This is a genomic window from Micromonospora sp. NPDC023814 (assembly GCF_040639595.1).
Taxonomy (GTDB): domain Bacteria; phylum Actinomycetota; class Actinomycetes; order Mycobacteriales; family Micromonosporaceae; genus Micromonospora.
Genome location: NZ_JBFAAF010000006.1, coordinates 129,397 through 153,321, shown reverse-complemented (window position 1 = coordinate 153,321; position 23,925 = coordinate 129,397). Strand labels below are relative to the sequence as shown.

At 75.0% G+C, this 23,925-nt stretch carries 21 protein-coding genes; 13 read left to right on the top strand and 8 right to left on the bottom strand.

The features are described from left to right. The first annotated feature begins 436 nt into the window (after window positions 1-436). The 4 genes from AB0G14_RS05200 (at window position 437) to AB0G14_RS05185 (ending at window position 7,809) form a co-directional block, all read left to right on the top strand. Window positions 437-1,801, top strand: a complete 1,365-nt coding sequence (locus AB0G14_RS05200; protein ID WP_357693886.1) for a glutamine synthetase family protein — start codon at window positions 437-439, stop codon at window positions 1,799-1,801. Between the two features lie 36 nt (window positions 1,802-1,837). Then, window positions 1,838-3,193, top strand: a complete 1,356-nt coding sequence (locus AB0G14_RS05195; protein WP_357693884.1) for an aldehyde dehydrogenase family protein — start codon at window positions 1,838-1,840, stop codon at window positions 3,191-3,193. Window positions 3,194-3,198: 5 nt separating this feature from the next. Then, window positions 3,199-3,966, top strand: a complete 768-nt coding sequence (locus AB0G14_RS05190) for a 3-oxoacyl-ACP reductase (RefSeq protein WP_357693882.1) — start codon at window positions 3,199-3,201, stop codon at window positions 3,964-3,966. Between the two features lie 180 nt (window positions 3,967-4,146). Continuing rightward, on the top strand, window positions 4,147-7,809 hold the full coding sequence (locus AB0G14_RS05185; protein WP_357693880.1) for a SpoIIE family protein phosphatase: 3,663 nt from the start codon (window positions 4,147-4,149) through the stop codon (window positions 7,807-7,809). A 39-nt stretch (window positions 7,810-7,848) separates the two neighbouring features. Here AB0G14_RS05185 and AB0G14_RS05180 read toward each other — a convergent pair whose 3' ends face one another. Then, entirely contained in the window at window positions 7,849-8,166 is a 318-nt protein-coding gene (locus AB0G14_RS05180; RefSeq protein WP_357693878.1) for an STAS domain-containing protein, read from the bottom strand. A 96-nt stretch (window positions 8,167-8,262) separates the two neighbouring features. Between AB0G14_RS05180 and map the strand changes: the two genes are divergently transcribed. Together map and AB0G14_RS05170 are read left to right on the top strand one after the other, a co-directional pair. Next, the gene (gene map, locus AB0G14_RS05175) at window positions 8,263-9,120 is read left to right on the top strand and encodes a type I methionyl aminopeptidase (RefSeq protein ID WP_357693876.1); all 858 of its coding nucleotides are present in this window, start codon (window positions 8,263-8,265) and stop codon (window positions 9,118-9,120) included. Next, window positions 9,117-9,833, top strand: coding sequence for a VIT1/CCC1 transporter family protein (locus AB0G14_RS05170; protein ID WP_357693874.1), 717 nt, complete (start codon window positions 9,117-9,119; stop codon window positions 9,831-9,833). The genes map and AB0G14_RS05170 overlap by 4 nt, the downstream gene beginning before the upstream one ends. Window positions 9,834-9,920: 87 nt before the next feature. On the opposite strand, the gene AB0G14_RS05165 is transcribed toward AB0G14_RS05170, so the two are convergent. The 7 genes from AB0G14_RS05165 to AB0G14_RS05135 form a co-directional block, all read right to left on the bottom strand. Further along, window positions 9,921-10,658 (bottom strand): nucleotidyltransferase domain-containing protein, encoded by a 738-nt coding sequence (locus AB0G14_RS05165; RefSeq protein WP_357693872.1) that lies wholly within the window; start codon window positions 10,656-10,658, stop codon window positions 9,921-9,923. An 85-nt stretch (window positions 10,659-10,743) separates the two neighbouring features. Then, entirely contained in the window at window positions 10,744-11,244 is a 501-nt protein-coding gene (locus AB0G14_RS05160) for a nitroreductase/quinone reductase family protein (RefSeq protein WP_357693870.1), read from the bottom strand. A gap of 28 nt (window positions 11,245-11,272) precedes the next feature. Beyond that, on the bottom strand, window positions 11,273-13,975 hold the full coding sequence (locus AB0G14_RS05155) for an FtsX-like permease family protein (RefSeq protein WP_357693868.1): 2,703 nt from the start codon (window positions 13,973-13,975) through the stop codon (window positions 11,273-11,275). Then, the gene (locus tag AB0G14_RS05150; protein WP_357693866.1) at window positions 13,972-14,730 is read right to left on the bottom strand and encodes an ABC transporter ATP-binding protein; all 759 of its coding nucleotides are present in this window, start codon (window positions 14,728-14,730) and stop codon (window positions 13,972-13,974) included. Before AB0G14_RS05150 ends, AB0G14_RS05155 begins: the two co-directional genes overlap by 4 nt. Further along, window positions 14,727-15,314: a PadR family transcriptional regulator gene (locus AB0G14_RS05145; protein ID WP_350704982.1), complete on the bottom strand. Its 588-nt coding sequence runs from the start codon at window positions 15,312-15,314 to the stop codon at window positions 14,727-14,729. Before AB0G14_RS05145 ends, AB0G14_RS05150 begins: the two co-directional genes overlap by 4 nt. A 64-nt stretch (window positions 15,315-15,378) precedes the next feature. After that, entirely contained in the window at window positions 15,379-15,825 is a 447-nt protein-coding gene (locus AB0G14_RS05140; protein WP_357693864.1) for a ferritin-like domain-containing protein, read from the bottom strand. After that, window positions 15,822-16,271, bottom strand: coding sequence for a hypothetical protein (locus AB0G14_RS05135; protein ID WP_357693945.1), 450 nt, complete (start codon window positions 16,269-16,271; stop codon window positions 15,822-15,824). Before AB0G14_RS05135 ends, AB0G14_RS05140 begins: the two co-directional genes overlap by 4 nt. A 230-nt stretch (window positions 16,272-16,501) precedes the next feature. Between AB0G14_RS05135 and rimP the strand changes: the two genes are divergently transcribed. From rimP to AB0G14_RS05100, 7 genes are all read left to right on the top strand, one after another. After that, the gene (rimP, locus tag AB0G14_RS05130; protein WP_357693862.1) at window positions 16,502-17,203 is read left to right on the top strand and encodes a ribosome maturation factor RimP; all 702 of its coding nucleotides are present in this window, start codon (window positions 16,502-16,504) and stop codon (window positions 17,201-17,203) included. After that, a complete protein-coding gene (gene nusA / locus AB0G14_RS05125) occupies window positions 17,200-18,243 on the top strand; it encodes a transcription termination factor NusA (RefSeq protein WP_357453215.1) in 1,044 nt (347 codons plus the stop codon). The genes rimP and nusA overlap by 4 nt, the downstream gene beginning before the upstream one ends. Before the next feature lie 16 nt (window positions 18,244-18,259). Continuing rightward, window positions 18,260-18,592 carry a YlxR family protein gene (locus tag AB0G14_RS05120; protein WP_350704988.1) on the top strand — a complete coding sequence of 111 codons (333 nt, stop codon included), beginning with the start codon at window positions 18,260-18,262 and terminating at the stop codon, window positions 18,590-18,592. Window positions 18,593-18,685: 93 nt separating this feature from the next. Then, on the top strand, window positions 18,686-21,685 hold the full coding sequence (gene infB / locus AB0G14_RS05115; protein ID WP_357693859.1) for a translation initiation factor IF-2: 3,000 nt from the start codon (window positions 18,686-18,688) through the stop codon (window positions 21,683-21,685). 87 nt (window positions 21,686-21,772) lie between these two features. Beyond that, a complete protein-coding gene (locus AB0G14_RS05110; RefSeq protein WP_357693857.1) occupies window positions 21,773-22,066 on the top strand; it encodes a DUF503 domain-containing protein in 294 nt (97 codons plus the stop codon). A gap of 243 nt (window positions 22,067-22,309) precedes the next feature. Beyond that, the gene (gene rbfA / locus AB0G14_RS05105) at window positions 22,310-22,786 is read left to right on the top strand and encodes a 30S ribosome-binding factor RbfA (RefSeq protein WP_357693855.1); all 477 of its coding nucleotides are present in this window, start codon (window positions 22,310-22,312) and stop codon (window positions 22,784-22,786) included. Between the two features lie 101 nt (window positions 22,787-22,887). Then, window positions 22,888-23,865, top strand: a complete 978-nt coding sequence (locus AB0G14_RS05100; protein WP_357693943.1) for a bifunctional oligoribonuclease/PAP phosphatase NrnA — start codon at window positions 22,888-22,890, stop codon at window positions 23,863-23,865. The last annotated feature ends 60 nt before the right edge of the window (window positions 23,866-23,925 follow it).

Below are 23,925 nucleotides of genomic sequence, written 5' to 3'. Positions count from 1 at the left end.
GCCGTCGGCGAGAGCGCCCCACGGGCCGGTCGACGGGGGCGCCCCACGGGCCGGTCGGCGAGAGCGCTGCCCCCTGGTCGGTCACGGGTAGTAGTCCCCCTCCGCCCGCCTGTCGAGCTGCCCCATCAGGTGGGGCGTCCGGCCCGGCCCGAGTTCGGTTCGGCATGGTCTGGCCTAGTTCCTCCTGGCTCGTCCGGGGCCGGCCTGGCCTGGCCTGGCCGGCTCGGGCTCCGGCTCGGCCCCTTCGCCCGGCTCGTGCGCCTGGTCCCATGGATGGGGCAGCTCGACAGGGCCGGTCCGGCCACACCCGGCGGAGGCCGGGCGACCGGCCGGTCAGTGAGCCCGGCGCACCAACCCCGGGCGGTTGCCGGGATCCTGTGCTGGGCATTGACGGTGGTCAGGTTAGCCAGTAGACCTTGGTGATGGAGGCCCGCCGATGAGGAAAGCTCCGCTCACGTTGGAACAACTGCGGGTCGCCATCGCCGAGGGCGAGATCGACACCGTGGTGCTGGCCCTGGTGGACATGCAGGGCCGGTTGCAGGGCAAGCGGTTCCACGCGTCCCACTTCCTCGACCACGTCGTCGCGCACGGCAGCGAGGGCTGCAACTACCTGCTCGCCGTGGACGTCGACATGAACACCGTCGACGGGTACGCGATGTCGAGCTGGGAACGCGGCTACGGCGACTTCGCCATGGTGCCGGACTTCGACACGCTGCGCCGGGTGCCCTGGCAGCCGGGCAGCGCGCTGCTCCTGGCGGACCTGGCGTGGCTGGACGGGTCAGGGCCGGTGGCCGCCTCGCCCCGGCAGATCCTGCGCCGTCAGCTGGACCGGATGGCGGGGCACGGGCTGACCGCGTACGCCGGCACGGAGCTGGAGTTCGTGCTGTTCCGCGACTCCTACGAGGACGCCTGGCGGCGCGGCTACCGGGAGCTGACCCCCGCCAACCAGTACAACGTGGACTACTCCCTGCTCGGCACCGCCCGGGTGGAGCCGCTGCTGCGCCGCATCCGCCGGGAGATGGCGGGGGCGGGGCTGACCCCCGAGAGCGCGAAGGGGGAGTGCAACCTGGGCCAGCACGAGATCGCCTTCCGCTACGACGAGGCGGTGGCCTGCGCCGACCACCACGTCATCTACAAGAACGGGGCGAAGGAGATCGCCGCCCAGGAGGGCATGTCGATCACCTTCATGGCCAAGCCGAACGAGCGGGAGGGCAACTCCTGCCACATCCACTTCTCGCTGCGTGACGCGGACGGCCGGTCGGCGCTGCTCGGCGACGGGCCGGCGCACCTGTCGGCGACCGGGCGGCGGGTGCTGGCCGGGCTGCTCGCCACCATGCAGGAGTTCAGCCTCCTGTTCGCCCCGAACGTCAACTCCTACAAGCGCTACCAGCCCGGGTCCTTCGCCCCGACCGCGCTGCGGTGGGGCACGGACAACCGCACCTGCGCCCTGCGGCTGGTCGGGCACGGGCAGGGCATGCGGGTGGAGAACCGGGTCCCGGGGGCGGACGTGAACCCGTACCTGGCCATCGCCGCGCTGGTCGCCGGCGCCGTGCACGGCATCGAGCGCGGGCTGGAGCTGGGCGAGGAGTGCACCGGCAACGCGTACGACGATCCGGCCGCCGAGCGGGTCCCCGGCACGCTGCGCGACGCCCTCGCCCGATGGGAGTCCTCGACGGTGGCGGGGGAGGCATTCGGCGACGAGGTGGTGGCGCACTACGCCAACCAGGCGCGGGTCGAGCTGGCCGCCTTCGACGCCGCCGTGACCGACTGGGAGCTCTTCCGTGGCTTCGAACGCCTCTGACCTCGACCGCGTGACCGACGGGAAGGGGTGGGGCCCGTGACCGAGGTGGTGAACCCGGCGACGGGCGAGGTGGTGGCGGTCGTGCCGTCGGCCTCGGCCGACGAGGTCGACGCGGCGATCGGGCGGGCGGACGCGGCCTTCCCGCGGTGGCGGGCGGTGGCGCCGGGGGACCGGGCGCGGCTGCTGCGCCGGTTCGCCGCGCTGGTGGACGCGCACCTGGAGGAGCTGGCGCAGCTGGAGGTGCGCAACTCGGGGCACACCGTCGGCAACGCGCGGTGGGAGGCGGGCAACGTCCGGGACGTGCTCGACTACTACGCGGGCGCGCCGGAGCGGCTGACCGGGCGGCAGATCCCGGTGCCGGGCGGGCTGGACGTGACGTTCCACGAACCGCTCGGCGTGGTCGGGGTGATCGTGCCGTGGAACTTCCCGATGCCGATCGCCGCCTGGGGCTTCGCGCCGGCGCTGGCGGCCGGCAACACGGTGGTGCTCAAACCCGCCGAGTTGACCCCGCTGACCGCGCTGCGCCTGGCCGAGCTGGCCCGCGAGGCGGGGCTGCCCGAGGACGTGTTCACGGTGCTGCCGGGAGCCGGGTCCGTGGTGGGGGAGCGGTTCGTCACCCATCCCGCCGTCCGCAAGGTCTGCTTCACCGGCTCCACCGAGGTCGGCACCCGGATCATGGCCGGCTGTGCCGCCCAGGTGAAGCGGGTGACCCTGGAGCTGGGCGGCAAGAGCGCCAACCTGGTCTTCACCGACGCCGACCTGGAGAAGGCGGCGGCGACCGCCCCGTACGCCGTCTTCGACAACGCCGGCCAGGACTGCTGCGCCCGGTCCCGGATCCTGGTCCAGCGGCCGGCGTACGACCGCTTTTTGGAGCTGCTCGAGCCGGCGGTGCGGGCGTTGCGGGTGGAGGATCCGGCCCGGGAGACCGCCGAGATGGGCCCGCTCATCTCCGCCGGCCAGCGGGACCGGGTCGCGGGGTACGTCGACGGGGCGACCGTCGCCTTCACCGGCTCCCGCCCCGACGGCCCCGGCTTCTGGTACGCCCCGACGGTGCTGCTCGCCGACTCCACGGCGGACCGGCACTGGCGGGAGGAGATCTTCGGCCCGGTCGTCTCGGTGCTCCCGTTCGACGACGAGGCCGACGCGGTGCGGCTCGCCAACGACACCGAGTACGGCCTGTCCGGCTCGGTCTGGACCCGGGACGTGGGCCGCGCCGTCCGGGTGGCGCGGGCGGTCGAGGCGGGCAACCTCAGCGTCAACTCGCACTCCTCGGTGCGGTACTGGACCCCCTTCGGCGGGATGAAGCGCTCCGGGCTGGGCCGCGAGCTGGGCCCGGACGCGCTGCACGCCTTCACCGACGTCAAGAACGTGTTCATCGCAACGGAGGAGTGAGGCGCGTGCAGGGTCGTCTTCAGGACCGGGTGGCCGTGGTCACCGGTGCGGGCAGCGGGATCGGGCTGGCCACCGTGCGGCGGTTCGCCGCCGAGGGAGCGCGGGTGGTCTGCGTGGACATCGACCCGGAGGCCGGCAAGCGGGCCGCCGACTCCGTGGGCGGCGAGTTCGTCGCGGCGGACGTCGCCGACGAGGCGGCCGTACGGGACCTCTTCGACGGGGTGGCCGAGCGGCACGGGCGGGTCGACATCGCGTTCAACAACGCCGGCATCTCCCCGCCCGAGGACGACTCCATCCTGGAGACCGGGCTGGACGCCTGGGAGCGGGTGCTGCGGGTCAACACCACGAGCGTCTACCTCTGCTGCAAGCACGTCATCCCGCACATGCGCCGGCAGGGCAAGGGCTCGATCGTCAACACCGCCTCGTTCGTGGCGCTGATGGGCGCGGCCACCTCGCAGATCGCGTACACGGCGAGCAAGGGCGGGGTGCTGGCGATGACCCGGGAACTGGGCGTGCAGTTCGCCCGGGAGGGCATCCGGGTCAACGCGCTCTGCCCCGGCCCGGTCGGCACCCCGCTGCTGCTGGAGCTCTTCGCCGCCGATCCGGAGCGCGCGGCCCGCCGGCTGGTGCACGTGCCGATGGGGCGGTTCGGCAGGCCGGAGGAGATCGCCGCCGCGGTGGCCTTCCTCGCCAGCGACGACGCCTCCTTCATGACCGCCGCGCAGTTCGTGGTCGACGGCGGCATCACCGGCGCGTACGTCACCCCGCTGTGAGCCCGCGCCCTCCGCATCAAGGGGGGAGGTGCTGTCGGGCAGCCGACGGCCGGCCGAGGCGGACATAACCAGCGACCAAGGCGTGGCATGCGTTACGTTGCTGGCCCGTCAGGGTATTGAGCGGGGCACGGCCGGATGGATCATCGGGCCGAGGCGGGGAAGGCCGGAGCGGGAGGCTGCATGAGCTCGGCCCAGGGGGGCGTGGACGAGGGGCACCCGCCCGACCGCGTCCGGGAAGCGGAGTTTCCCCCGCTGCTCGCCGCGGCGTTCGCGGCCGGCGGCGAGATGGGCGAGCGGATGCGCGCGTTCGACTGGTCCACCACCCCGCTGGGCACCCCGGACCGCTGGCCGGCTGCGCTCTGCGCGGCGGTCGGCATGATGCTCGCCTCCAGCGCCCAGATCGTCATGTTCTGGGGCGAGGACCTGCTCGCCTTCTACAACGACGCCTACCGGCCGACGATCGGCGGCAAGCACCCGGACGTGCTGGGCCGGCCGGCCCGCGAGCACTGGGCGGAGACCTGGGACGTGCTCGGGCCGCTGCTGGAGGGCGTCCGGCGCGGCTGCCGGTCGTACCGGGCCGAGGACCATCCCTTCCCGCTCGACCGGCACGGCTTCCTCGAGGAGACGTACTTCGACGTCTCGTACGATCCGATCCTGGGCGTCGACGGCACCGTCGACGGCATCTTCTGCATCGTCAACGAGACCACCGGCCGGGTGCTCGGCGAGCGCCGGCTGCGGCTGCTGGCGGAGTTGGGCAGCGAGCTGGCCGAGGTGGGCAGCACGGCGGAGCTGGGCCGGGCCGCCGCCGCGGTGTTCGACCGGCACCGGCCGGACGTGCCGTTCGCCCTGGTGCACCTGCCCGACGACACCGGCCGCCTCGCGCTGGCGGGGCGCAGCGGCGTCGACGCCGCTGCGGTCACCACGCCGTCCCCGGCGTCGCTCGCCGAGGTCGCCGCCGGTGGCGCTGCCACCACCGTCGCCGTGACGGACCTGCTCGCCCGGGTCCCGGCCGGCGCGGCCGAGCGGGCGCTGGTGCTGCCGGTCACCGCGGCGAACGAGACCGTCGGGACGCTGGTCGTCGGCCTCGCCCGCCGGCTGCCGCTGACCGACGAGTACCGCGACTTCTTCGACCTGGTCGCCGCGCAGGTCTCCCGGGCCGTCGGCAGGCAGCAGGCGTACGAGCACCAGCGCGCCCGGGCCGCCGAGCTGGCCGCCCTCGACCGGGCCAAGACCAACTTCTTCGCCAACATCAGCCACGAGTTCCGCACCCCGTTGACCCTGGTGCTCGGCCCGCTGGAGGACCTGCTCGCCGACCCGGCGCTGCCCGAGGCGTACACGGACCGGCTCACCACCATGCACCGCAACGCGCTGCGGCTGCTCAAGCTCGTCAACACCGTGCTCGACTTCTCCCGGCTGGAGTCCGGTCGGCTGGCCGCCCACTACCGGCCGACCGACCTGGCGGACTACACCTCCCGGCTGGCCAGCACCTTCCGCTCGGCGACCGAACGGGCCGGGCTGCGCCTGGTGGTCGACTGTCCGCCGCTGCCGGCACCGGTCTTCGTGGACCGGGACATGTGGGAGAAGATCGTCCTCAACCTGGTGTCGAACGCGGTGAAGTTCACCTTCGACGGGGAGATCCGGGTGCGGGTCCGCGCCGTCGACGGCGCCGCCCGGCTGGAGGTCGCCGACACCGGCGTCGGCATCGTCCCCAGGGAGTTGCCGCACGTCTTCGAGCGCTTCCACCGGGCGCCGGGGGCGCGCTCGCGCACCCACGAGGGCACCGGGATCGGCCTGGCGCTGGTCCGCGAGCTGGTCGAGATGCACGGCGGCGAGGTGGCCGTCAGCAGCCGCGTCGACGAGGGCAGCACCTTCACCGTGACCGTCCCCTTCGGCACCGGGCACCTGCCGCCCGAACGGGTCGCCGACGCCGGCCCCCCGGCGCCGGTCGAGCTGGTGCGGGCCGACCTGTACGTGGCGGAGACCGCCCGCTGGGCCGACGCCGCGGGAGCCGGGGCGACCCGGGTGGCCGGCTCGGGCGCCACCGGGCGGATCCTGGTCGCCGACGACAACGCCGACCTGCGCGAACACGTCACCCGGCTGCTCTCCCCGTCGTGGGAGGTGGTCGCCGTGACCGACGGCGTGGAGGCGCTGCGGCTGGCCGTCGACGGCGCGTTCGACCTGGTGCTGACCGACGTGATGATGCCCCGGCTGGACGGCTTCGGGCTGGTCGCCGCGCTGCGTGCGGACGCGCGTACCCGGCATGTGCCGATCGTGCTGCTCTCGGCCCGCGCCGGCTCCGCCGAGGCGGTCGCCGGGCTCTCGGCCGGTGCCGACGACTACCTCACCAAGCCCTTCTCCGGCCAGGAGTTGATCGCCCGGGTCCGGGCCAACGTCGAGCTGGGCCAGCTCCGCGGCCAGATCATCCGCGGGCTACGGGCGCTGGCCGACGCCGCGGTGGCGGTCAACACCGCCCGATCCACGGCCGACGTGCTCCAGGTCGCCGCGCGGCACGCGCTCAGCCTCGCCGAGGCCGCCCGGGTGGTGGTCTCGGCGACCGGGATGCGTTTCGAGGCCGACGGCGGCGGGTCGGTCCCGGTCGAGCCGTCCTTCGTGCTGCCGCTGACCGGCACCGTCGGCGAGCACCTCGGCGAGCTGCGGGTCTGGCGGCCGGACGGCGACGGCGCCCACACCGACGAGGCCGCGCTCACCCAGCTCGCCCGGCTGGTCGGCGTGCGGCTGGAGAACGCCCAGCTCTACGAGGCCGAGCACCGCATCGCCACCACGCTCCAGCACAGCCTGCTGCCCCGGTCGTTGCCGCAGCTGCCGGGCGCCGTCGTCGCCAGCCGCTACCTGCCGGGCAGCGCCGACGTGGAGGTCGGCGGAGACTGGTACGACGTCGTCGCCCTGTGCGACGACGAGCTGGTGCTGGCCATCGGCGACGTGGTGGGCAAGGGCGTCCGCGCGGCGGCGGCGATGGGCCAGCTCCGCAACGCGCTGCGGGCGTACGTGCTGGAGGGGTTCGACCCGGGGGAGTCGCTGACCCGGCTCAACCGGCTGGTCGGGACGACGGAGCGGCGCTCCTTCGCCACCGTGGTCTGCCTCTGGTTCAGCCCGCGCACCGGCCGGCTGCGGTACGCCAGCGCCGGCCACCCCTCGCCGCTGCTGATCCGGGGAGACGACGTGGCGTTCCTGCACGACCGGGCGCTCGGCCCGCCCGTCGGGGCGATCCCGGACACGTCCTACCGGACGGTCGAGGGGGAGCTGACCCCGGGCAGCCGGCTGCTGCTCTACACCGACGGGCTGATCGAGGACCGGCAGCTCGACATCGACGACGCGCTGGCCCGGCTCAGGCAGGACGCGGCGATGCCCGGCGAGCACGTGACGGACGTGATCGACGCCGTGGTCCGGCGGATCGCCGGACGGCCCCTGCGTGACGACGTCGCGGTGCTGGCCCTGGAGGCGGCGGAACTCAACCGGTTCGCGCTGCGGCTGCCGGCCGACCCCACCCGGCTCAGCGTGCTGCGCAAGCGGCTGGAGGACTTCCTCGTCGCCCACTCCGTCAACGAGACGGACCTGTTCGACCTGACCGTCGCCGTCTCCGAGGCGGCCGCCAACGCCATCGAGCACCCCGTCGACCCCGCGGAGCCGACGATCGCCGTCGAGGTGGTCATCGAGGATCGCACCGTGGTGGCCACCGTGCGCGACAGCGGGCGGTGGCGGGAATCGACCGGGGCGGGCTTCCGCGGGCGGGGGTTGTCCCTCATCAAGGCGCTGGGGGAGCTGTCGGTCACGCGTACCCCCGAGGGGACGGAAGTGACGCTGCGCCGGCGGCTGGCGGACTGAGCACCCGCCCGGCGGCGGCCGGAGCGGCGCGGCCCGAGGTCAGGCCGGGCGGAGCCAGGTCTGCTCGCCCAGGCCGGCGATGTCCAGCACGCGGCGGACCTGCCGGGACGGCAGGACGGCGAAGGCGTCGGGGAGCTGCTGGGCGAGCCGGACCACGGCGTGGATCGCCGCCGAGTCGAAGAAGGTGACCGCCCGCAGGTCGAGCGTCACCCGCTCGGCCGGCTCCCGCAGCACGGTCTGGACCATCGTGTCGGCGGTGGCCATGTCGACCTCGCCGGTCACCACGACGCGGACGTGACCACCGTCGACCTCCGCGCTGGCGGAGAAGACGGGAGGCGCGCCGTCCCCTTGATCCACGCAGCCACAATGGCACAGCCTCTCGGGCGCGGCAACAACCGGGCCGGGCGGGCGGTGGCGGGGGGCACCCGCCCCCGCGGCGATAGGCTTGGGCCCATGACCGTCCGTGCGCCGCTGACCCCAGGCACGCTCTCCCCGTTGCGGCCCGTGCCCGCCCACATCGTCCGCCCGGAGTACGTGGGCAAGAAGCGTCCCCAGGAGTGGCGCGGCTCGCACGTGCAGACCCCGGAGACCGTCGAGAAGATGCGGATCGCGGGTCGGCTCGCCGCCCAGGCCACCCAGCTCGCGGGTGAGCACTGCAAGCCCGGCGTGACCACCGACGAGATCGACCGGGTCGTGCACGAGTTCCTCTGCGACCACGGCGCCTACCCGTCGACGCTGGGCTACAAGGGCTTTCCCAAGTCCTGCTGCACCAGCCTCAACGAGGTGATCTGCCACGGCATCCCCGACTCCACCGTGCTCGCCGACGGCGACATCATCAACGTCGACGTCACGGCGTACATCAACGGGGTGCACGGCGACACCGACGCCACCTTCTGCGTCGGCGAGGTCAGCGAGGAGGCCCGGCTGCTGGTCGAGCGGACCCACGAGGCGATGATGCGCGGCATCCGCGCGGTCGCCCCGGGCCGCCAGATCAACGTGGTCGGCCGGGTCATCGAGTCGTACGCGAAGCGCTTCGGCTACGGCGTGGTCCGCGACTTCACCGGCCACGGCATCGGCGAGTCCTTCCACAGCGGGCTCTACGTGCCGCACTACGACAGCCCGCGCCCGACCGACGTGATGGAGCCGGGGATGACGTTCACGATCGAGCCGATGATCACCCTCGGCACCCACCAGTACGACATGTGGGACGACGGCTGGACGGTGGTCACCAAGGACCGCAAGTGGACCGCGCAGTTCGAGCACACCATCCTGGTGACCGAGGACGGCCACGAGATCCTCACACTGCCGTGACCGACACCCCTGCGGCGCTCCGCGAGGCGCACCACGCGGACGTGTCCGGCGGCTGGCTGCGGCCCGCCGTCTTCGGCGCGATGGACGGTCTCGTCACCAACATCGCCCTGATCGCGGGCGTCGGCGGCGGCGGGGTGTCGCCCCGCAGCATCGTGCTCACCGGCACCGCCGGCCTGGTGGCCGGCGCCATCTCGATGGGGCTGGGGGAGTACACGAGCGTCCGCTCGGCCAACGAGCAGGTCGCGGCCGAGGTGGCCAAGGAACGCCGCGAGCTGGAGCGGCACCCCGAGGCGGAGGCGCGCGAGCTGGCCGAGGCGTGGGTCGCCCGGGGCCTGCCGCACGACCTCGCCATGCAGGTCGCCGAGGCCGTGCGGCGCAACCCGGAGGAGGCGCTGCGGGTGCACGTCCGGGAGGAGCTCGGCGTCGACCCCGACGACCAGCCCAGCCCGTGGGCGGCGGCGCTCTCGTCGTTCCTGTTCTTCTCGGTCGGGGCCCTGGTGCCGCTGCTGACCTACCTGTTCGGCTCGACCAGCCTCTGGCTGGCGCTGGCCGTCGGTGGGCTCGGGCTCTTCGCGGCCGGGGCGGTGGTCGCCCGGTTCACCGCCCGGGCCTGGTGGTCCGGCGGCCTGCGTCAGCTCCTGCTGGGCGCCGCGGCGGCCGGCGCCACCTACCTCGTCGGCGCCCTCATCGGCGTCCAGGGCGCCCTCGGCTGATCCCCGCCGCACCCCGGGTCGGCGCGGAGCCGGTCGTACGCGCTCCGCTTCGTCGGCAAGGGCGGCATTCCGCCGCCGCGCGGCGGGTCAGCCGTCGAGGAGGTCGTCGACCGTCCCGTCGACGGGGCGGCCCCGGGCCGTCAGCTCCGCCGCCTGGCGGGCCAGCACGGCGCCCACCTCGGTCATGTCCGCGCCGGCCAGGCCGGTGCGCCGCACCGCGTCCCCCGGGTCACGGAAGTAGGTGCGGCTGAGCAGGCCGTTCACGGTGGCCGCCGCCAGCCGCGCCTCGCCGAGCATCAGCAGGGCCTGGTCGGTCTCGTACCACTCGGCCAGTCGGGCCGCCCGGGCGTGCGCCGCGCTGCCCCTGTACCACGCCTGCCGGGCCGCCGTGCTGAACTCGGCCGGCCGGGCGCGGGCCAGCCGACCCAGGTGCTCGTCACGGAGCGTGCGTAGCCAGCCGGTCGGGTCGTGCAGTGCCCGGGTGCTGACGTACCGGTCGGCGGTCAGCGGCCAGAGCGGGGAGATCAGCCGGGCCTGGCGGAGGTAGTCGTCCGCGCCGGCCACGGTCAGGTCGACCAGCACGCCGTCGACCCGCCGGGTCGCCGGGGGCGGGCCGCCGCCGGGCCGGTAGGTCACCACCAGCAGCCCGACCTCGCCGTCCCCGCCGCCGTCGTCGTCGCCGTGCGCGAGCGGGCCGTGCACGGCGACGGCGAGCACGTCGGCCGGGAAGCGCCGGCGGGCGGCGTCGGCGACCCGCTCGGCCACCGCCCACCGTGGATCGTCGAGGTGCCGGTCGCCACCGGAGGCCACGCCGTCCACGTCCACGCCGACCACCTCACGCCCTCGCCGACCGGGCCGCCCGGCACGAGCCGGCCCGCGGTGTCGCGGCGGCGCCGGTCACCGCACCAGCCTAGTCGCGCCCGCCCGACCCGCCCGGCCCGCCGCGCCCGGTGGGGACCAGCCGGAAGAGGAGGATCTCCCGGCCGCCGGCCCGCCGCACGTACGTCTGGTAGGCCGGCCACTGCTCGACCAGGAGCCGCCACAACCGCTCCCGTTCGGTGCCCGCGGCGGCCTCGGCGCGCACCGGGACCCGGCGGCCCTTCACGTCCACCTCGGCGGCCGGGTCGGCGAGCAGGTTCAGCGCCCAGCCCGGCTGGTGGGTCTGGCCGAAGTTCGTGCCGACCACCACGTACGCGCCGCCGTCGGGCACGTACAGCAGGGGGTTGCTGCGCGGCCGGCCGGAGCGCCGGCCGGTGGTGGTGATGACCAGCGACGGGACGAGCCCCAGCGCGACCACCCGGCCCCGGGTGAGCCGCCCGACCACCCGGTCGGCGGGGACGAGCAGGCGGACGGCGGCGCCGAACCACCGGTGGTGGCCGACGCGGCGGGTGAGGGCTCCCAGGACGGGCACGGGCACCAGTGTGCCCGGTCCCGGCCGGTCAGTCGAGGCGTCGCTCGACCGGCAGCCGGGACCGGGTGAACAGTCCCGCGCCGAGCATCGCGACCAGCGGCACCACCACCAGGACGCCGAGGGTGGTCCACGGGACCACCACCGGGTACGGGTCCTGAACCGGCCACGAGCCGGCGTACCGGCGGTTCAGGGCGGTCAGGATGATCACGGCCGAGGCGAGGCCGGCGACGATGCCGAGCGCCGAGCCCAGCACGGCGATCACCCCCGCCTGGCACAGCGACAGGAGCCGGCGCAGGACGGGGCCGGCGCCCACCGCGGCCAGCGTGGACAGGTCGGCGCGCCCCTCGGCCGCCGCCAGCCCGGTGGCGATGCCGGCGGCGCCCACGGTGATCACCCCGGCCGCGGCGGCCAGCAGGAGCAGCGCCGGCCGTCCGTCGCCCGACCGGTCGCCCTGCTCGACCTCCACGTGGGCGCCGAGCGGGCGCAGCGCGGTGGCGAACCGGTCCTGCCGGCCCTGGTCGGGTGCCCCGTCGGCCGCGACGGCCCAGCCGAGCGGGCGGGTGGCCAGCCCGAGCCGGTCGGCCGCCCGCCGCGAGAGCAACAGCCGCTCCGTCGGCACCCCGGTGCGCAGCGCGTACGCGGCGACGGCGGTGGGCGCCGAGGTCACCGGCCCGGCCGGTCCCGACCCGTTCACCACCACCTCGATCCGCCCGTCCACCACGTAGCGCGGATCGGTCACGACCGCGCCGCCGGCGCGCAGCACGGCGGCCGCGGCGGCGACGTCGTCGGGGTCGGCGCCGGTGAGCAGCGGCAGGGCGGTCCCGTCGTCCACCAGCACCTGGAAGTACGTGTCGTGGATGTCGTTCCCCCGGCAGCGGGCGTCCGCGCGGGCCTGCCGCCGCTCGGCCTCGCTCAGGCCGTCGCTGAACGGCCAGGGACACGCCCGGTGCGGCGGCAGCACCGGAGCGACCGAGCAGGGCTCGGCCTCCGTCGTGCACCGCACCCCGGCCAGCGGCGCCACCGTGGCGGCGCCGAGCTGGTCGCGGGCCGCCTCGGTGACCCGGGCCAGGGCGGGCGCGGTGTCCAGGTCCGGCCGGTGCACCAGCACGGTGTCGGCGGGCAGGCTGGGCTCGTACGTCGCGGCACTCCGCGCGTGGTCGCTGGCCAGGTACACCCCGACCGCGACGCTGCCGGCGACCGCCGCCATCACCGCCGAGATCGCCGGGGCGGCCGAGGAACGGTTGCGGCTGGCGTCGCGCAGCGCGATCCGGGGTGCCAGCGGGAGCGACCACCCGAGCCGGGCGAGCAGGCCGACCAGCGTCGGGGTGGCGAAGACCAGCCCCAGCTCGCCGAGGACCAGACCGGCGAGGATCAGCGGCGGCGACGTCCGGGCGGCTCCGAACGCGGCCACCGCCGCCCCGCCGGCCGCCATGCACACGCCGGCCGTGAGCCAGCGCCGCCGGTGCGCGGGTGGGGTGCGGCGGCCGGCCAGCCCGGCCACCACGTCCTGCCGGGCCGCCGCCCAGGCCGGGGCCAGCGCGGCCAGCACGCCGGACAGCACCGCGACGGCCGCGACCGCCACCAGGGCCTCCGGCCAGCAGCGGTACCCGCCGAAGCGCGCGCCGTAGAGGTGCTGCTCGACCAGCGGCCGGGCGGCGAACGCGGCGGCGACGCCGAGCGTGAGCCCGGTGGCCGCCCCGAGGGCGCCCAGCAGCACGCCGTCGGCCAGCACGATCCGGCGCAGGTGGGCGTCGTCGCCGCCCGCCACCGCGACCAACGCGAGGTCCCGGCGCCGCCGCCGTACGCCTACCGCGAAGGCCGGGCCGACGAGCAGCACCACCTCCAGCAGCCCCAGCCCGCCGACGAGTACCGAGACGCTCATCCCCTCTACGTCGACCGAGGAGAACGGCTCGGGCCCGACGACGTCCACCCCCGAGGGCGGGGCGGGGGTGCGGGCGTGGACCAGGACGCCGTGGTCGTTGAGCCGACGGAACAGCGTCTCGTCCACCGTCCCGGGCAGGTCCACCAGCCAGGTCACGTCCGGCTCGGCGTCCGTCGGGCCCGCGATCGCCGGGTGCAGCGTGACGACCGGTCCCAGGTCGTCCGGGTACTCGACCACCCCGACCACCCGCCACGAGCGGGAACCGTCCCCGGACGTGACGGTGCCACCGGGACGGACGTCGAGTCGGCGCAGCGCGGCGGGGCTCACCGCGATCTCGTCCGGCCCGGCCGGCGCCCGGCCGGAACGGAACCGGGCCAGCCCCCGGCCGAGCGGGTCCGCGAGGTCCACGGCGCGGCCGGTGACGTCCCGGTCGACCCGGTCGCCGACCCGGGCGTCGAAGCTCACCCAGCGGCGCAGCGGGACGACCCGGCTCCCGGGCGGCAGCAGGGCGGTGACCTGTTCGGCGGTGACCCGCCCGGCCGGCGGCGTCGCGTCGTGGTCGGACACCCAGCCATCGCCCCAGGCGTCCTGGGTGACCGGCCCGCGCGCCACCCAGAGCAGTTCCGCGTCGGCGACGCCGAGCCGTTGCTCGGTCCGCTCGGCCCGGGTCAGCTCGGACATGTCCCAGCTCACCGCGGTGAAGGTCAGCACCAGCACCGGCAGCGTGATCATCGCGAGCACCAGCGCCGTACGCCCCCGCGCCCGTCGGGCCTCCCGGCGGGCGATCCGCAGCGCCACCCACCAGGAGCCGACGGCGCCCGCGAGCCGGCCGCCCCGGCCCGCCGTCACCGACCGCTGCCGGTCAACAGCTGCTCCACGCTGCCCAGCGGGGCCGTCGAGTCGACCAGCACCCCGTCGCGGAGGAAGACCACCCGGTCGGCCCAGGCGGCGTGCCGTGCCTCGTGGGTGACCAGGACCGCGGCGGCCCCCGCGTCGACCCGCCGGCGCAGCAGGTGCAGCACCGCCTCGCCGGTCTGCGAGTCCAGCGCCCCGGTGGGCTCGTCGGCGAGCACCAGCCGGCGCTCGCCGACCAGCGCGCGGGCGATCGCCACCCGCTGCTGCTGGCCGCCGGAGAGCTGGTCGGGGAACCGGTCGCCCAGTTCCGGCAGGCCCACCTCGGCCAGCGCGTCCAGCGCCAGCCGGCGCGCCCGCCGGACGCCGGTCCCGTCGAGTTCCAGGGGGAGCGCGACGTTCTCCACGGCGGTGAGGCTGCCGAGCAGGTTCAGGTCCTGGAAGATGTAGCCGATCCGGCGGCGACGCACCTGGGCGAGGCGGCGCCGGTCCAGGGCGCCGAGGTGCTCGCCCTCGACGAGCACCTCGCCGGCGGTCGGGCCGTCCAGCCCGCCGGCGAGGGCCAGCAGGGTGGACTTCCCGGAACCGGAGGGCCCCATCACCGCGACGAGTTCGCCCGGGTGGACGGCGAGGCTCACGCCGCGCAGCGCGTGCACCGCCGCCGGCCCGGTGCCGTGGGTGCGGTGCACGTCGCGCACGTCGAGCACGGCCGGCGCCGGGCCGTCGCCCGCCGGCCCGCTGCCCACGCTCACCGTCGCGCCTCCTCGTCCGCCCGGTCCACCGCCTCGGCGGGCGTCGTCGGCGCGCGGCCGGGCCCCGTCGGACGGTAGCGCACCAGGCTCGTCTCGCAGTGGTCCAGCCAGCGCACCTCGGCCTCGGCCTGGAAGACCATGGCGTCCAGCACCAGCCGCCACGGCAGGTCCTCCGGGCGGTCGCTGGCGTACTTCAACCGGGTCAACTCCTGCAGCGTCCGCATGGTCGCGCTGCGCTGGGTCTGCACCACCGAGCGCACGTCGACGCCGGGCGTGGTCAGCGCGAGGGCCAGCTTGATCGCCAACTCGTCGCGGGGCCGGTCGGTGCGGCTGATCGGGGTGGCGAACCACAGCGCCAGGTCCGTCCGCCCGGCGTCGGTGATCTCGTACGGGCGCTGCCCGGCCTCGCTCTCGGGGAGCGAGCGGACCAGCCCGTCCCGCTCCAGGCGGGACAGGGTGGTGTAGACCTGCCCGATGTTCAGCGGCCAGGTCGAGCCGGTCGACTCCTCGAACGCGGCACGGAGCTGGTAGCCGTACATCTGGCCGCGTTCGAGCAGGGCGAGCAGCCCGTGACGGATGGACATGGTTCCGGAGTATGCATACCTGGTATGCGACCCGCAACCGGAGCGTCACCGCCGGCAGCGGCGGTCAGGCGGGCCGGCCGGGGAACGGCACGGTCAGCGGGGTGATTCCCGCCGTCCGGCGCCAGCGGGTCGCCCGCAGGGCGTACTCGACCAGGGCGGCCAGCGCCCTGTCGCGGTCGGCGCCGGTGGTGGCGGGCACCGCCGCCCGCCAGAACGCCGCGGTGCGCTCCTCCACCTCGACGGCCAGCCGCAGCGCGCTCGCCCGGTCGGTCACCGGGAACGGCAGGGCGTAGCCCGCCCGGTCGGCCGGGACGACGCCACCGCCCGCGCTCAGCTGCATCACCAGGTCGTCGCGGCGGCGCCGGTGCGCGGCCTCCGCCTCGCGGGCGGCGGTACGGGCCGCGCCGGTGAGGCGTACCCCGATGGGGCCGTAGGCCCAGATCGCCGCGTACTCGGCGGTGAGCGCCGCGCCCAGCGCCCCGGCCGGCCCGGTCGGTGTCGGTGCGGTCACTTCAGCGCCTCCACGTGCGTGGCCCGGGCGGCGGCGATCGAGGCGAGCAGCGCGGCCCGCTCCGCCGGCGCCGCCGCGCAGGCACTGGTCGCCGTCTCCCGGCCGGTGCGCTCGCGCTCGCGCAGCGCGGCCCGGGCGGCGGCCGGGTCGGCCGCCGGGGCGGGGGTGGCCGCGGCGGGCGCCGAGGGCAGTGGCACGCCGATCACCCGGGCCAGTTCGGCCGCGTGTGCGCCGTGCGCCTCGGCGATCGGGGTGAGCAGGCCGGCCAGCGCGGGGTGCGCCGCGGCGGCGTCGCGGTGCCCGGCGGCGAGCCGGAGCGCCTCGTCGAGCAGCGGCGTGAGCGGGTCGGGCCCGGGACTGGGATCGTCGTCGCGGTCGAGAAGATCACAGCCGGTCAGTGGCGCCGTCGCGCCGCCGAGTGCCAGGAGTGCCCCGGCGCGCAGCACCGTTCGCCGGGAATGCCCGGTTGCTCCGCCGCGTTGTGTCGTTCTGCCCGTCGCCACCGGACAAGTCAACACCATCACCGGCCGTACGTGGGCCACCGGCGTCGGTGCGCCGCCCGGTCCGGTGCCCGGCAGGCGCGTTACGCTCTGCGCAGCCACCGGCGCGTCAGCTCCGGTGGCGTGCCGGCATGGCGACCGATCGGGGCGCCGTCGATCACGAGAAGGGTGCGGAGATGACGCAGCGTGGCCGTGCCACGAGGTCGACGGGTCCGGCGGGCAGACCCCGGCGCGCCGACGCCCCCCGGGGCGGGGAACGCGCCGGCGGCCCGCGCGGCGACCTCGCCGCCCGGCGGGCCCGGCTGCGTGAGGTCATCGAGCCGGTGGTCGCCGGCGCCGGCTACGACCTGGAGGAGCTCACCGTCTCCCGGGCCGGCCGCCGGCACGTGGTGCGGGTGATCGTGGACGCCGACGGCGGGATCAACCTGGACGCCGTCGCCGAGGTCTCCCGGGCCGTCTCCGCGGCCCTCGACGCGGCCGAGGAGTCCGGGGGTGACATCGTCGCCGGGGAATACCAGCTGGAGGTCAGCTCCCCGGGCGTGGACCGGCCGCTGACCCTGCCTCGGCACTGGCGGCGCAACGTCGGGCGGCTGGTCAAGGTGACCGCCCGCGGCGCGGGCGCGCCGCCCGGGCAGCGCGCCGGGCAGCCCGCCGGCGACCGGCAGGTCACCGGCCGGGTGGTCGAGGCCGACGACGAACGCGTGGTGCTGGAGACCGACACCGGCCGCGCCGCGTGGACCTACGCCGAGCTCGGCCCCGGCCGGGTGCAGGTCGAGTTCCACCGCCTCGACGAGATCGAGGAGACGGACGAACCCGACGACATGGACGACACCGACGACTTCGACGACGAAGATGATGTGGAGGACGAGGAGAGGTGAACATCGACCTCGCGGCGCTGCGCGCACTCGAGCGCGAGCGGGAGATCCCGTTCGACACGATCCTCGCGGCGATCGAGACCGCGCTGCTGACCGCCTACCGGCACACCGAGGGGGCGGAACCGCACGCCCGGGTGGAGATCGACCGCAAGTCCGGCGCGGCCCTGGTCTACGCGCAGGAGCTGGACGACGACGGCACGGTGGTGCGGGAGTGGGACGACACCCCGCACGACTTCGGCCGGATCGCCGCCATGACCGCCAAGCAGGTGATCCTCCAGCGGCTGCGGGAGGCCACCGACGAGGTGCACTTCGGCGAGTACGTCGGCCGCGACGGCGACCTGGTCACCGGCGTGGTCCAGGCGCACGAGGCGCGGGCGGAGAAGGGCATCGTCACCGTCGACCTGGGCAAGCTGGAGGGCGTCCTGCCGCAGTCGGAGCAGGTGCCCGGCGAGCGGTACGTCCACGGCGAGCGGATCCGCTGCGTGGTGGTGCACGTGGCCAAGGGGATGCGCGGCCCGCAGATCACCCTGTCCCGCTCCCATCCGGCGCTGGTCAAGAAGCTCTTCGCGCTCGAGGTGCCGGAGATCGCCGACGGCACGGTCGAGATCGGCGCGATCGCACGTGAGGCGGGTCACCGTACGAAGATCGCGGTCCGCTCCACCGCCCAGGGCGTGAACGCCAAGGGGGCCTGCATCGGCCCGATGGGCCAGCGGGTCCGCGCGGTGATGAGCGAGCTGCACGGCGAGAAGATCGACATCATCGACTGGTCGGACGACCCGGCGACCTTCGTCGGCAACGCGTTGTCGCCGGCCAAGGCGCTGCGGGTCGAGGTGGTCGACCTGGCCACCCGGACGGCCCGGGTGACGGTGCCGGACTTCCAGCTCTCCCTCGCCATCGGCAGGGAGGGGCAGAATGCCCGGCTTGCTGCCCGGCTGACCGGTTGGCGGATCGACATCCGGTCCGACGCGGAGCAGGCCGGGGCGAGCGGCCGGAGCGGGGCTGATCACGTCCCGGAGCCGGGCAGCGCGATCTCGGGCGCCTAGGGGTAGACTTTCTCCAGTGGTACGACGCGCGCTGCCGGAGCGCACCTGTGTGGGTTGCCGGCGACGTGCGCCGGCCAGCGAATTGCTGCGGATCGTCGCGGTCGGCGACGAGGCTGGTCACAGTCTCCGGCCCGATCCGGCCCGCAGGCTGCCGGGTCGGGGAGCGAACATGCACCCGGATCCGGCCTGCTTCGCGCAAGCGGTGCGGCGGCGCGCCTTCGGGCGGGCGCTGCGCGTCACCGGGGTCCTCGACCACGGTGAGCTCGCGGAGCACGTCGATGCGCCAACCACTACGTCCGGTCAGCCCGACCGGGCGAGGGTCGCTAGCAAGGTAGGACGACCGACATGAGCACACGATGAAGTCCCTGAAATGACCAGGCTTCAAGTGCACGAGTGAGGTCGCTGCGGGTGCTGCCCGCACGACCTCGGAGTGAGGAGTGCAGTGGCAGGTAAGGCCCGCGTACACGAGCTTGCGAAAGAGCTCGGGGTCGAAAGCAAGACCGTTCTCGCCAAGCTCAAGGAGATGGGCGAGTTCGTGAAGTCCGCGTCCAGCACCGTCGAGGCGCCCGTCGCCCGACGTCTGCGTGGCGCATTCGTCGCGTCCGCCGGTGGGTCCTCGGCGCCGACCGCCCCTCCGGCGGCAGCCCCGAGCCCGGCACCGACCCCGACGCCGTCCCCGACCCCGGGTGCCCCCCGGGTATCGGCCAAGCCGATGCCGCCGCGGCGGCCGGCCGCGCCGACCCCTGGACCGAAGCCCAAGGGCCCGGTCCCCGGCCCGCCGCAGCCGGCGACCCCGGTCGCCAAGCCAGCGAGCGCGCACGACATCGAGGTGGCGGCCGCCGAGGCGCGCGCCGCCGCGCTGAAGGCTGAGCAGGAGGCCGCGGTCAAGGCCGCGCAGGCCGCCCGCCAGCAGCAGCGGGAGAACGTCCGACGGGAGCCCCCGACCGAGGGTGGTCCCCGTCCGGGTCCGCGTCCCGGCCCGAACGCCGTGCCGCCCCGTCCGGGTTCCCCGGCCGCGGGTCGTCCCGGCGCCCCGCAGCCGGGCCCGGGTGCCCGGCCGGGTGGTCGTCCGCCGGCGCGCGGCGCCGGCAACAACCCGTTCGGCATCCAGGGCGGTCAGCAGCAGCGGCCGCCGGCCGCCGGTGCCGGCGGTCCCCGGCCCAGCCCGGCGGGCATGCCGCCGCGGCCGAGCCCGGCCTCCATGCCGCCCCGGCCGAGCCCGGCCTCCATGCCGAGCCAGCGACCCACCACGGGTCGCCCCGGCGGTCCCGGTGGCGGGCGTGGCGGCCCCGGCGGCGGCGCGGGTCGTCCCGGTGGCGGTGGCTTCCGTCCCGGTGGCGGCGGCGGTGGCGGTGGCTTCCGCGGCGGTCCCGGTGGTGGCGGCGGCGGTGGCGGTGGCTACCGTGGTGGCCCCGGTGGCGGCGGCGGTGGTGCTCCCGGCGGCGGTTTCCGTCCGGGTGCCCCGGCCGGTGGCGGTGGTCGTCCCGGTGGCGGCGGTCGTGGCCGTGGCGGTGGCGCCGCGGGTGCCTTCGGGCGTCCGGGTGGCCGGCCGACCCGTGGTCGCAAGTCCAAGAAGCAGCGCAGACAGGAGTTCGACAACCTGTCGGCCCCGACCATGAGCTCGGGTGCCCCCCGGGGTCAGGGTCAGGTCATCAGGCTCTCCCGTGGCGCCTCGCTGTCGGACTTCGCCGACAAGATCAACGCCAACCCGGGTTCGCTGGTCCAGGAGATGTTCAACCTGGGCGAGATGGTCACCGCGACCCAGTCGTGCTCCGACGACACCCTGCAGCTGCTGGGTGAGCACCTCGGCTTCAACGTGCAGATCGTCAGCCCGGAGGACGAGGACCGCGAGCTGCTCGCGCAGTTCAACATCGACCTCGACGCCGAGGTCGCGGAGGACCGCCTGGTCAGCCGTGCGCCGGTCGTGACCGTCATGGGTCACGTCGACCACGGTAAGACCAAGCTGCTCGACGCGATCCGCAAGGCGAACGTCGTGGCCGGCGAGGCGGGTGGCATCACCCAGCACATCGGCGCGTACCAGGTCCACGTCCCGCACGAGGGCGAGGACCGGGCGGTGACCTTCATCGACACCCCGGGTCACGAGGCGTTCACCGCCATGCGTGCCCGTGGTGCCCAGGTGACCGACATCGTGGTGCTGGTGGTGGCGGCCGACGACGGCGTGATGCCGCAGACGATCGAGGCGTTGAACCACGCCAAGGCGGCCGACGTGCCGATCGTGGTGGCGGTCAACAAGGTCGACAAGCCGGAGGCCAACCCGGACAAGGTCCGCCAGCAGCTGACCGAGTACGGGCTGGTCGCCGAGGAGTACGGCGGCGACACGATGTTCGTCAACGTGGCGGCGAAGCCCGGCATCGGCATCGACGAACTGCTCGAGGCGGTCCTGCTGACCGCCGACGCGTCGCTGGAGCTGACCGCTCCGATCGACGGGCCGGCGCAGGGTGTGGCCATCGAGGCGCACCTGGACAAGGGCCGCGGTGCGGTGGCGACGGTGCTGGTGCAGAAGGGCACCCTGCGGGCGGGCGACTCGATCGTCGCCGGTGGGGCGCACGGCCGGGTCCGGGCGATGCTCGACGAGAACGGCAACCAGGTCGCCGAGGCGGGTCCGGCCCGTCCGGTCCTGGTGCTCGGTCTGACCGCGGTGCCGGGTGCGGGTGACACCTTCCTGGCGGCCGAGGACGACCGCACGGTGCGCCAGATCGCCGAGCAGCGGCAGGCGCGGCGGCGGGCGGCGGCATTCGCCAACTCCCGTGGCCGGGCCACCCTCGAGACGCTCATGGAGCAGCTCAAGGAGGGCGAGAAGACCTCGCTCAACCTGGTGCTCAAGGGCGACGTCTCCGGTTCCGTGGAGGCCCTCGAGGACGCGCTGTTCAACCTCGACATCCCGGAGGAGGTCCAGCTCAGGATCATCCACCGGGGCGTGGGTGCGATCACCGAGAGCGACGTCATGCTCGCGAGCGCCTCGTCCGAGGCGGTCACGATCATCGGCTTCAACGTGCGGGCCTCCAACAAGGTCCGCGAGATGGCCGACCGCGAGGGCGTGGAGATCCGGTACTACACCGTCATCTACCAGGCCATCGAGGAGATCGACGCCGCCCTCAAGGGGCTGCTCAAGCCGGAGTACGAGGAGGTCGAGCTGGGCAGCGCGGAGATCCGCGACGTCTTCCGCTCGTCCAAGGTCGGCAACATCTCCGGTTGCATCGTCCGGTCGGGCATCATCCGGCGCAACGCCAAGGCGCGCCTGCTGCGCGACGGCTCGGTGGTGGCGGACAACCTCACCATCAGCTCGCTCAAGCGGTTCAAGGACGACGCCACGGAGGTGCGCGAGGGCTTCGAGTGTGGTCTGACCCTGGGTGGTTACAACAACGTCCAGGTCGGCGACATCATCGAGACCTTCGAGATGCGGGAGAAGGCTCGCGCCTGATCCGGTGAACCACTGATCGAGGGGTTTACGCCGAAAGGCGTAAACCCCTTGATCATGTGGGGGTACGTCCGGGTATCGTCCGGGGCGATGTTCACCGGAACCGCGGTCTTCGACCTGCTGCTGCCGGGCGACTCCCGGTCGCTCAAGGCCAAGAGATCATACGTACGCCCGATCGTGGCGGCCCTGCGCCGCTTCGAGGTCTCGGCCGCCGAGGTCGGGGCGCTCGACCTGCACGGTCGGGCCCAGATAGCCGTGGCCGTGGTGGCCGCCGAGGCGTCGCACGTCCGCGAGGTGCTGGACTCCTGCGAGCGCCTGGTGGCCGGCCGACCGGAGGCCGAGTTGCTCTCGGTACGCCGGCGGCTCTACGGCGAGGAGGACTGACGCCGGCGCGGGTGCGCGCGTCCGGCGGGCGGTGCCGATGCCCGGCGGCGCGGGTGCGCGCGGCGGGCGGTGACGACCCCGGCGGTGCGGGTGTGCCGGGCGTCGTGCCGGGCCGGCGCACCGCCGGCGCGACGCGCGGCGGCGGTCGCCGCGCGGGTAGTGTTCGAGATGTTGGCCGGTCGGCTCCGGGGCGCTCCGCGTCGCCGGTGACGGCCGGGAACGGGACGCCGTGGAGGTGGCGAAATGTCGGATCCGGCCAAGGTACGCCGGCACGCGGAGCGGGTGCGTGAACTGGTCGCGTCGGTGGTGCGTAGCCAGATCAAGGACCCCCGGCTCGGCATGATCACCATTACCGACGCCCGGATCACCGCCGACCTGCGCGACGCGACCGTCTTCTACACGGTGCTCGGCGACGCGGCGGCCCAGTCCGGCACCGCCGCGGCGCTGGAGAGTGCCAAGGGCATGCTGCGCAGCACCGTCGGCAAGGCGCTCGGCCTGCGGCACTCGCCGACCCTGACCTTCGTCCTCGACGACGTGCAGGACCAGGTCAAGCACATCGACGACCTGCTCGCCCAGGCCCGCACCGCCGACGCCGAGGTGCAGCGGCTCGCCGCCAGGGCCGAGTACGCGGGCGAGGCCCAGCCGTACCGGCTGGACGAGGACGACGAGTCCCACGAGGACGAGGACGAGACTCCGCCCCGGGGCGGGGACCAGCGGTGACCGAACCGTCCGGCGGTCCGGCCGGTGGCGCCCTCGCCGAGGCGACGCCACCGGCCGACTCCGGCCCTGCCGAGGCGGACTGGGCGGCGGCCGTCGCGGCGGTGCGGGGGCTGCCGCCGGACGGGCGGGTGCTGCTGATCTGCCACGTCAACCCGGACGGCGACGCGCTGGGCAGCATGCTCGGCTTCGGGCTCGGGCTGCGTCGGCTGGGCGTACGGCGAATGCAGGCGACCTTCCCCGGCCCGCCGGAGGTGCCCGAGCCGTTCCGCGGCCTGCCCGGGCTCGACCTGCTCGTGCCGGCGACCGAGGCGTACCCGGACCCGGATCTGGTCGTCTGCTTCGACGCGGCCAGCGAGTCCCGGCTCGGCGAACTGGTCGACCGGCTGGGCGCGGCCGGCGGCGCGCTGGTGCTCGACCACCACGCGTCGAACACCCGCTTCGGCCGGGTCAACCTGGTGGACCCGCACGCGGCGGCCACCTCGGTGGTCGTCGAGAAGCTGCTCGCCCGGCTCGGCGTCGCGCTGGACGCGGAGATCGCGGAGTGCCTCTACGTCGCCCTGAGCACCGACACCGGCTCGTTCCGGTTCGAGGCGACCACGCCGGCGGTGCACCAGCTCGCGGCGCGCCTGATCGCCACCGGCATCCGCCCCGGTGACATCTCCCGCCGGATCTTCGACACCCGGCCGTTCGGCGCCGTCCGCCTCTTCGGCGAGGTGCTCGGCCGGGCACGCCTGGAGCCGGCCGCGGCCGTCGGGCACGGCCTGGTCTGGACGTACGCCACGCAGGACGACCTGGCCCGGCACGACCAGCCGGCGTACGTGCTGGAGGCGCTGATCGACTCGGTCCGGTGCACCGCCGAGGCCGACGTGAGCTGCGTGGTCAAGCAGACCGCGACCGGCGACTGGGCCGTGTCGATGCGCAGCAAGGGTGCGGTGGACGTCAGCCGGGTGGCGGTCGCGCTGGGCGGCGGCGGGCACCGTTTCGCCGCCGGATTCACCGGCCGGGGGACGGTCGACGAGGTCGTCGACCGGATCCGCGCGGAGCTCGACGGCGCGCTGACCGGGCCCGACCGGCGCTGAGCCGGCGGGCCCGCACGGGAAGATCAGGGTCAGCTCCGGGGAGTGTACGTCTTCCGGGGC

Excerpts from the sequence above, each read along its gene's own strand:
- AB0G14_RS05200 (WP_357693886.1), top strand. The coding sequence starts at position 437 with ATGAGGAAAGCTCCGCTCACGTTGGAACAACTGCGGGTCGCCATCGCC.
- AB0G14_RS05185 (WP_357693880.1), top strand. The coding sequence starts at position 4,147 with ATGAGCTCGGCCCAGGGGGGCGTGGACGAGGGGCACCCGCCCGACCGC.
- map (WP_357693876.1), top strand. The coding sequence starts at position 8,263 with ATGACCGTCCGTGCGCCGCTGACCCCAGGCACGCTCTCCCCGTTGCGG.
- AB0G14_RS05145 (WP_350704982.1), bottom strand. The coding sequence starts at position 15,314 with ATGTCCATCCGTCACGGGCTGCTCGCCCTGCTCGAACGCGGCCAGATG.
- rimP (WP_357693862.1), top strand. The coding sequence starts at position 16,502 with ATGACGCAGCGTGGCCGTGCCACGAGGTCGACGGGTCCGGCGGGCAGA.
- AB0G14_RS05110 (WP_357693857.1), top strand. The coding sequence starts at position 21,773 with ATGTTCACCGGAACCGCGGTCTTCGACCTGCTGCTGCCGGGCGACTCC.
- rbfA (WP_357693855.1), top strand. The coding sequence starts at position 22,310 with ATGTCGGATCCGGCCAAGGTACGCCGGCACGCGGAGCGGGTGCGTGAA.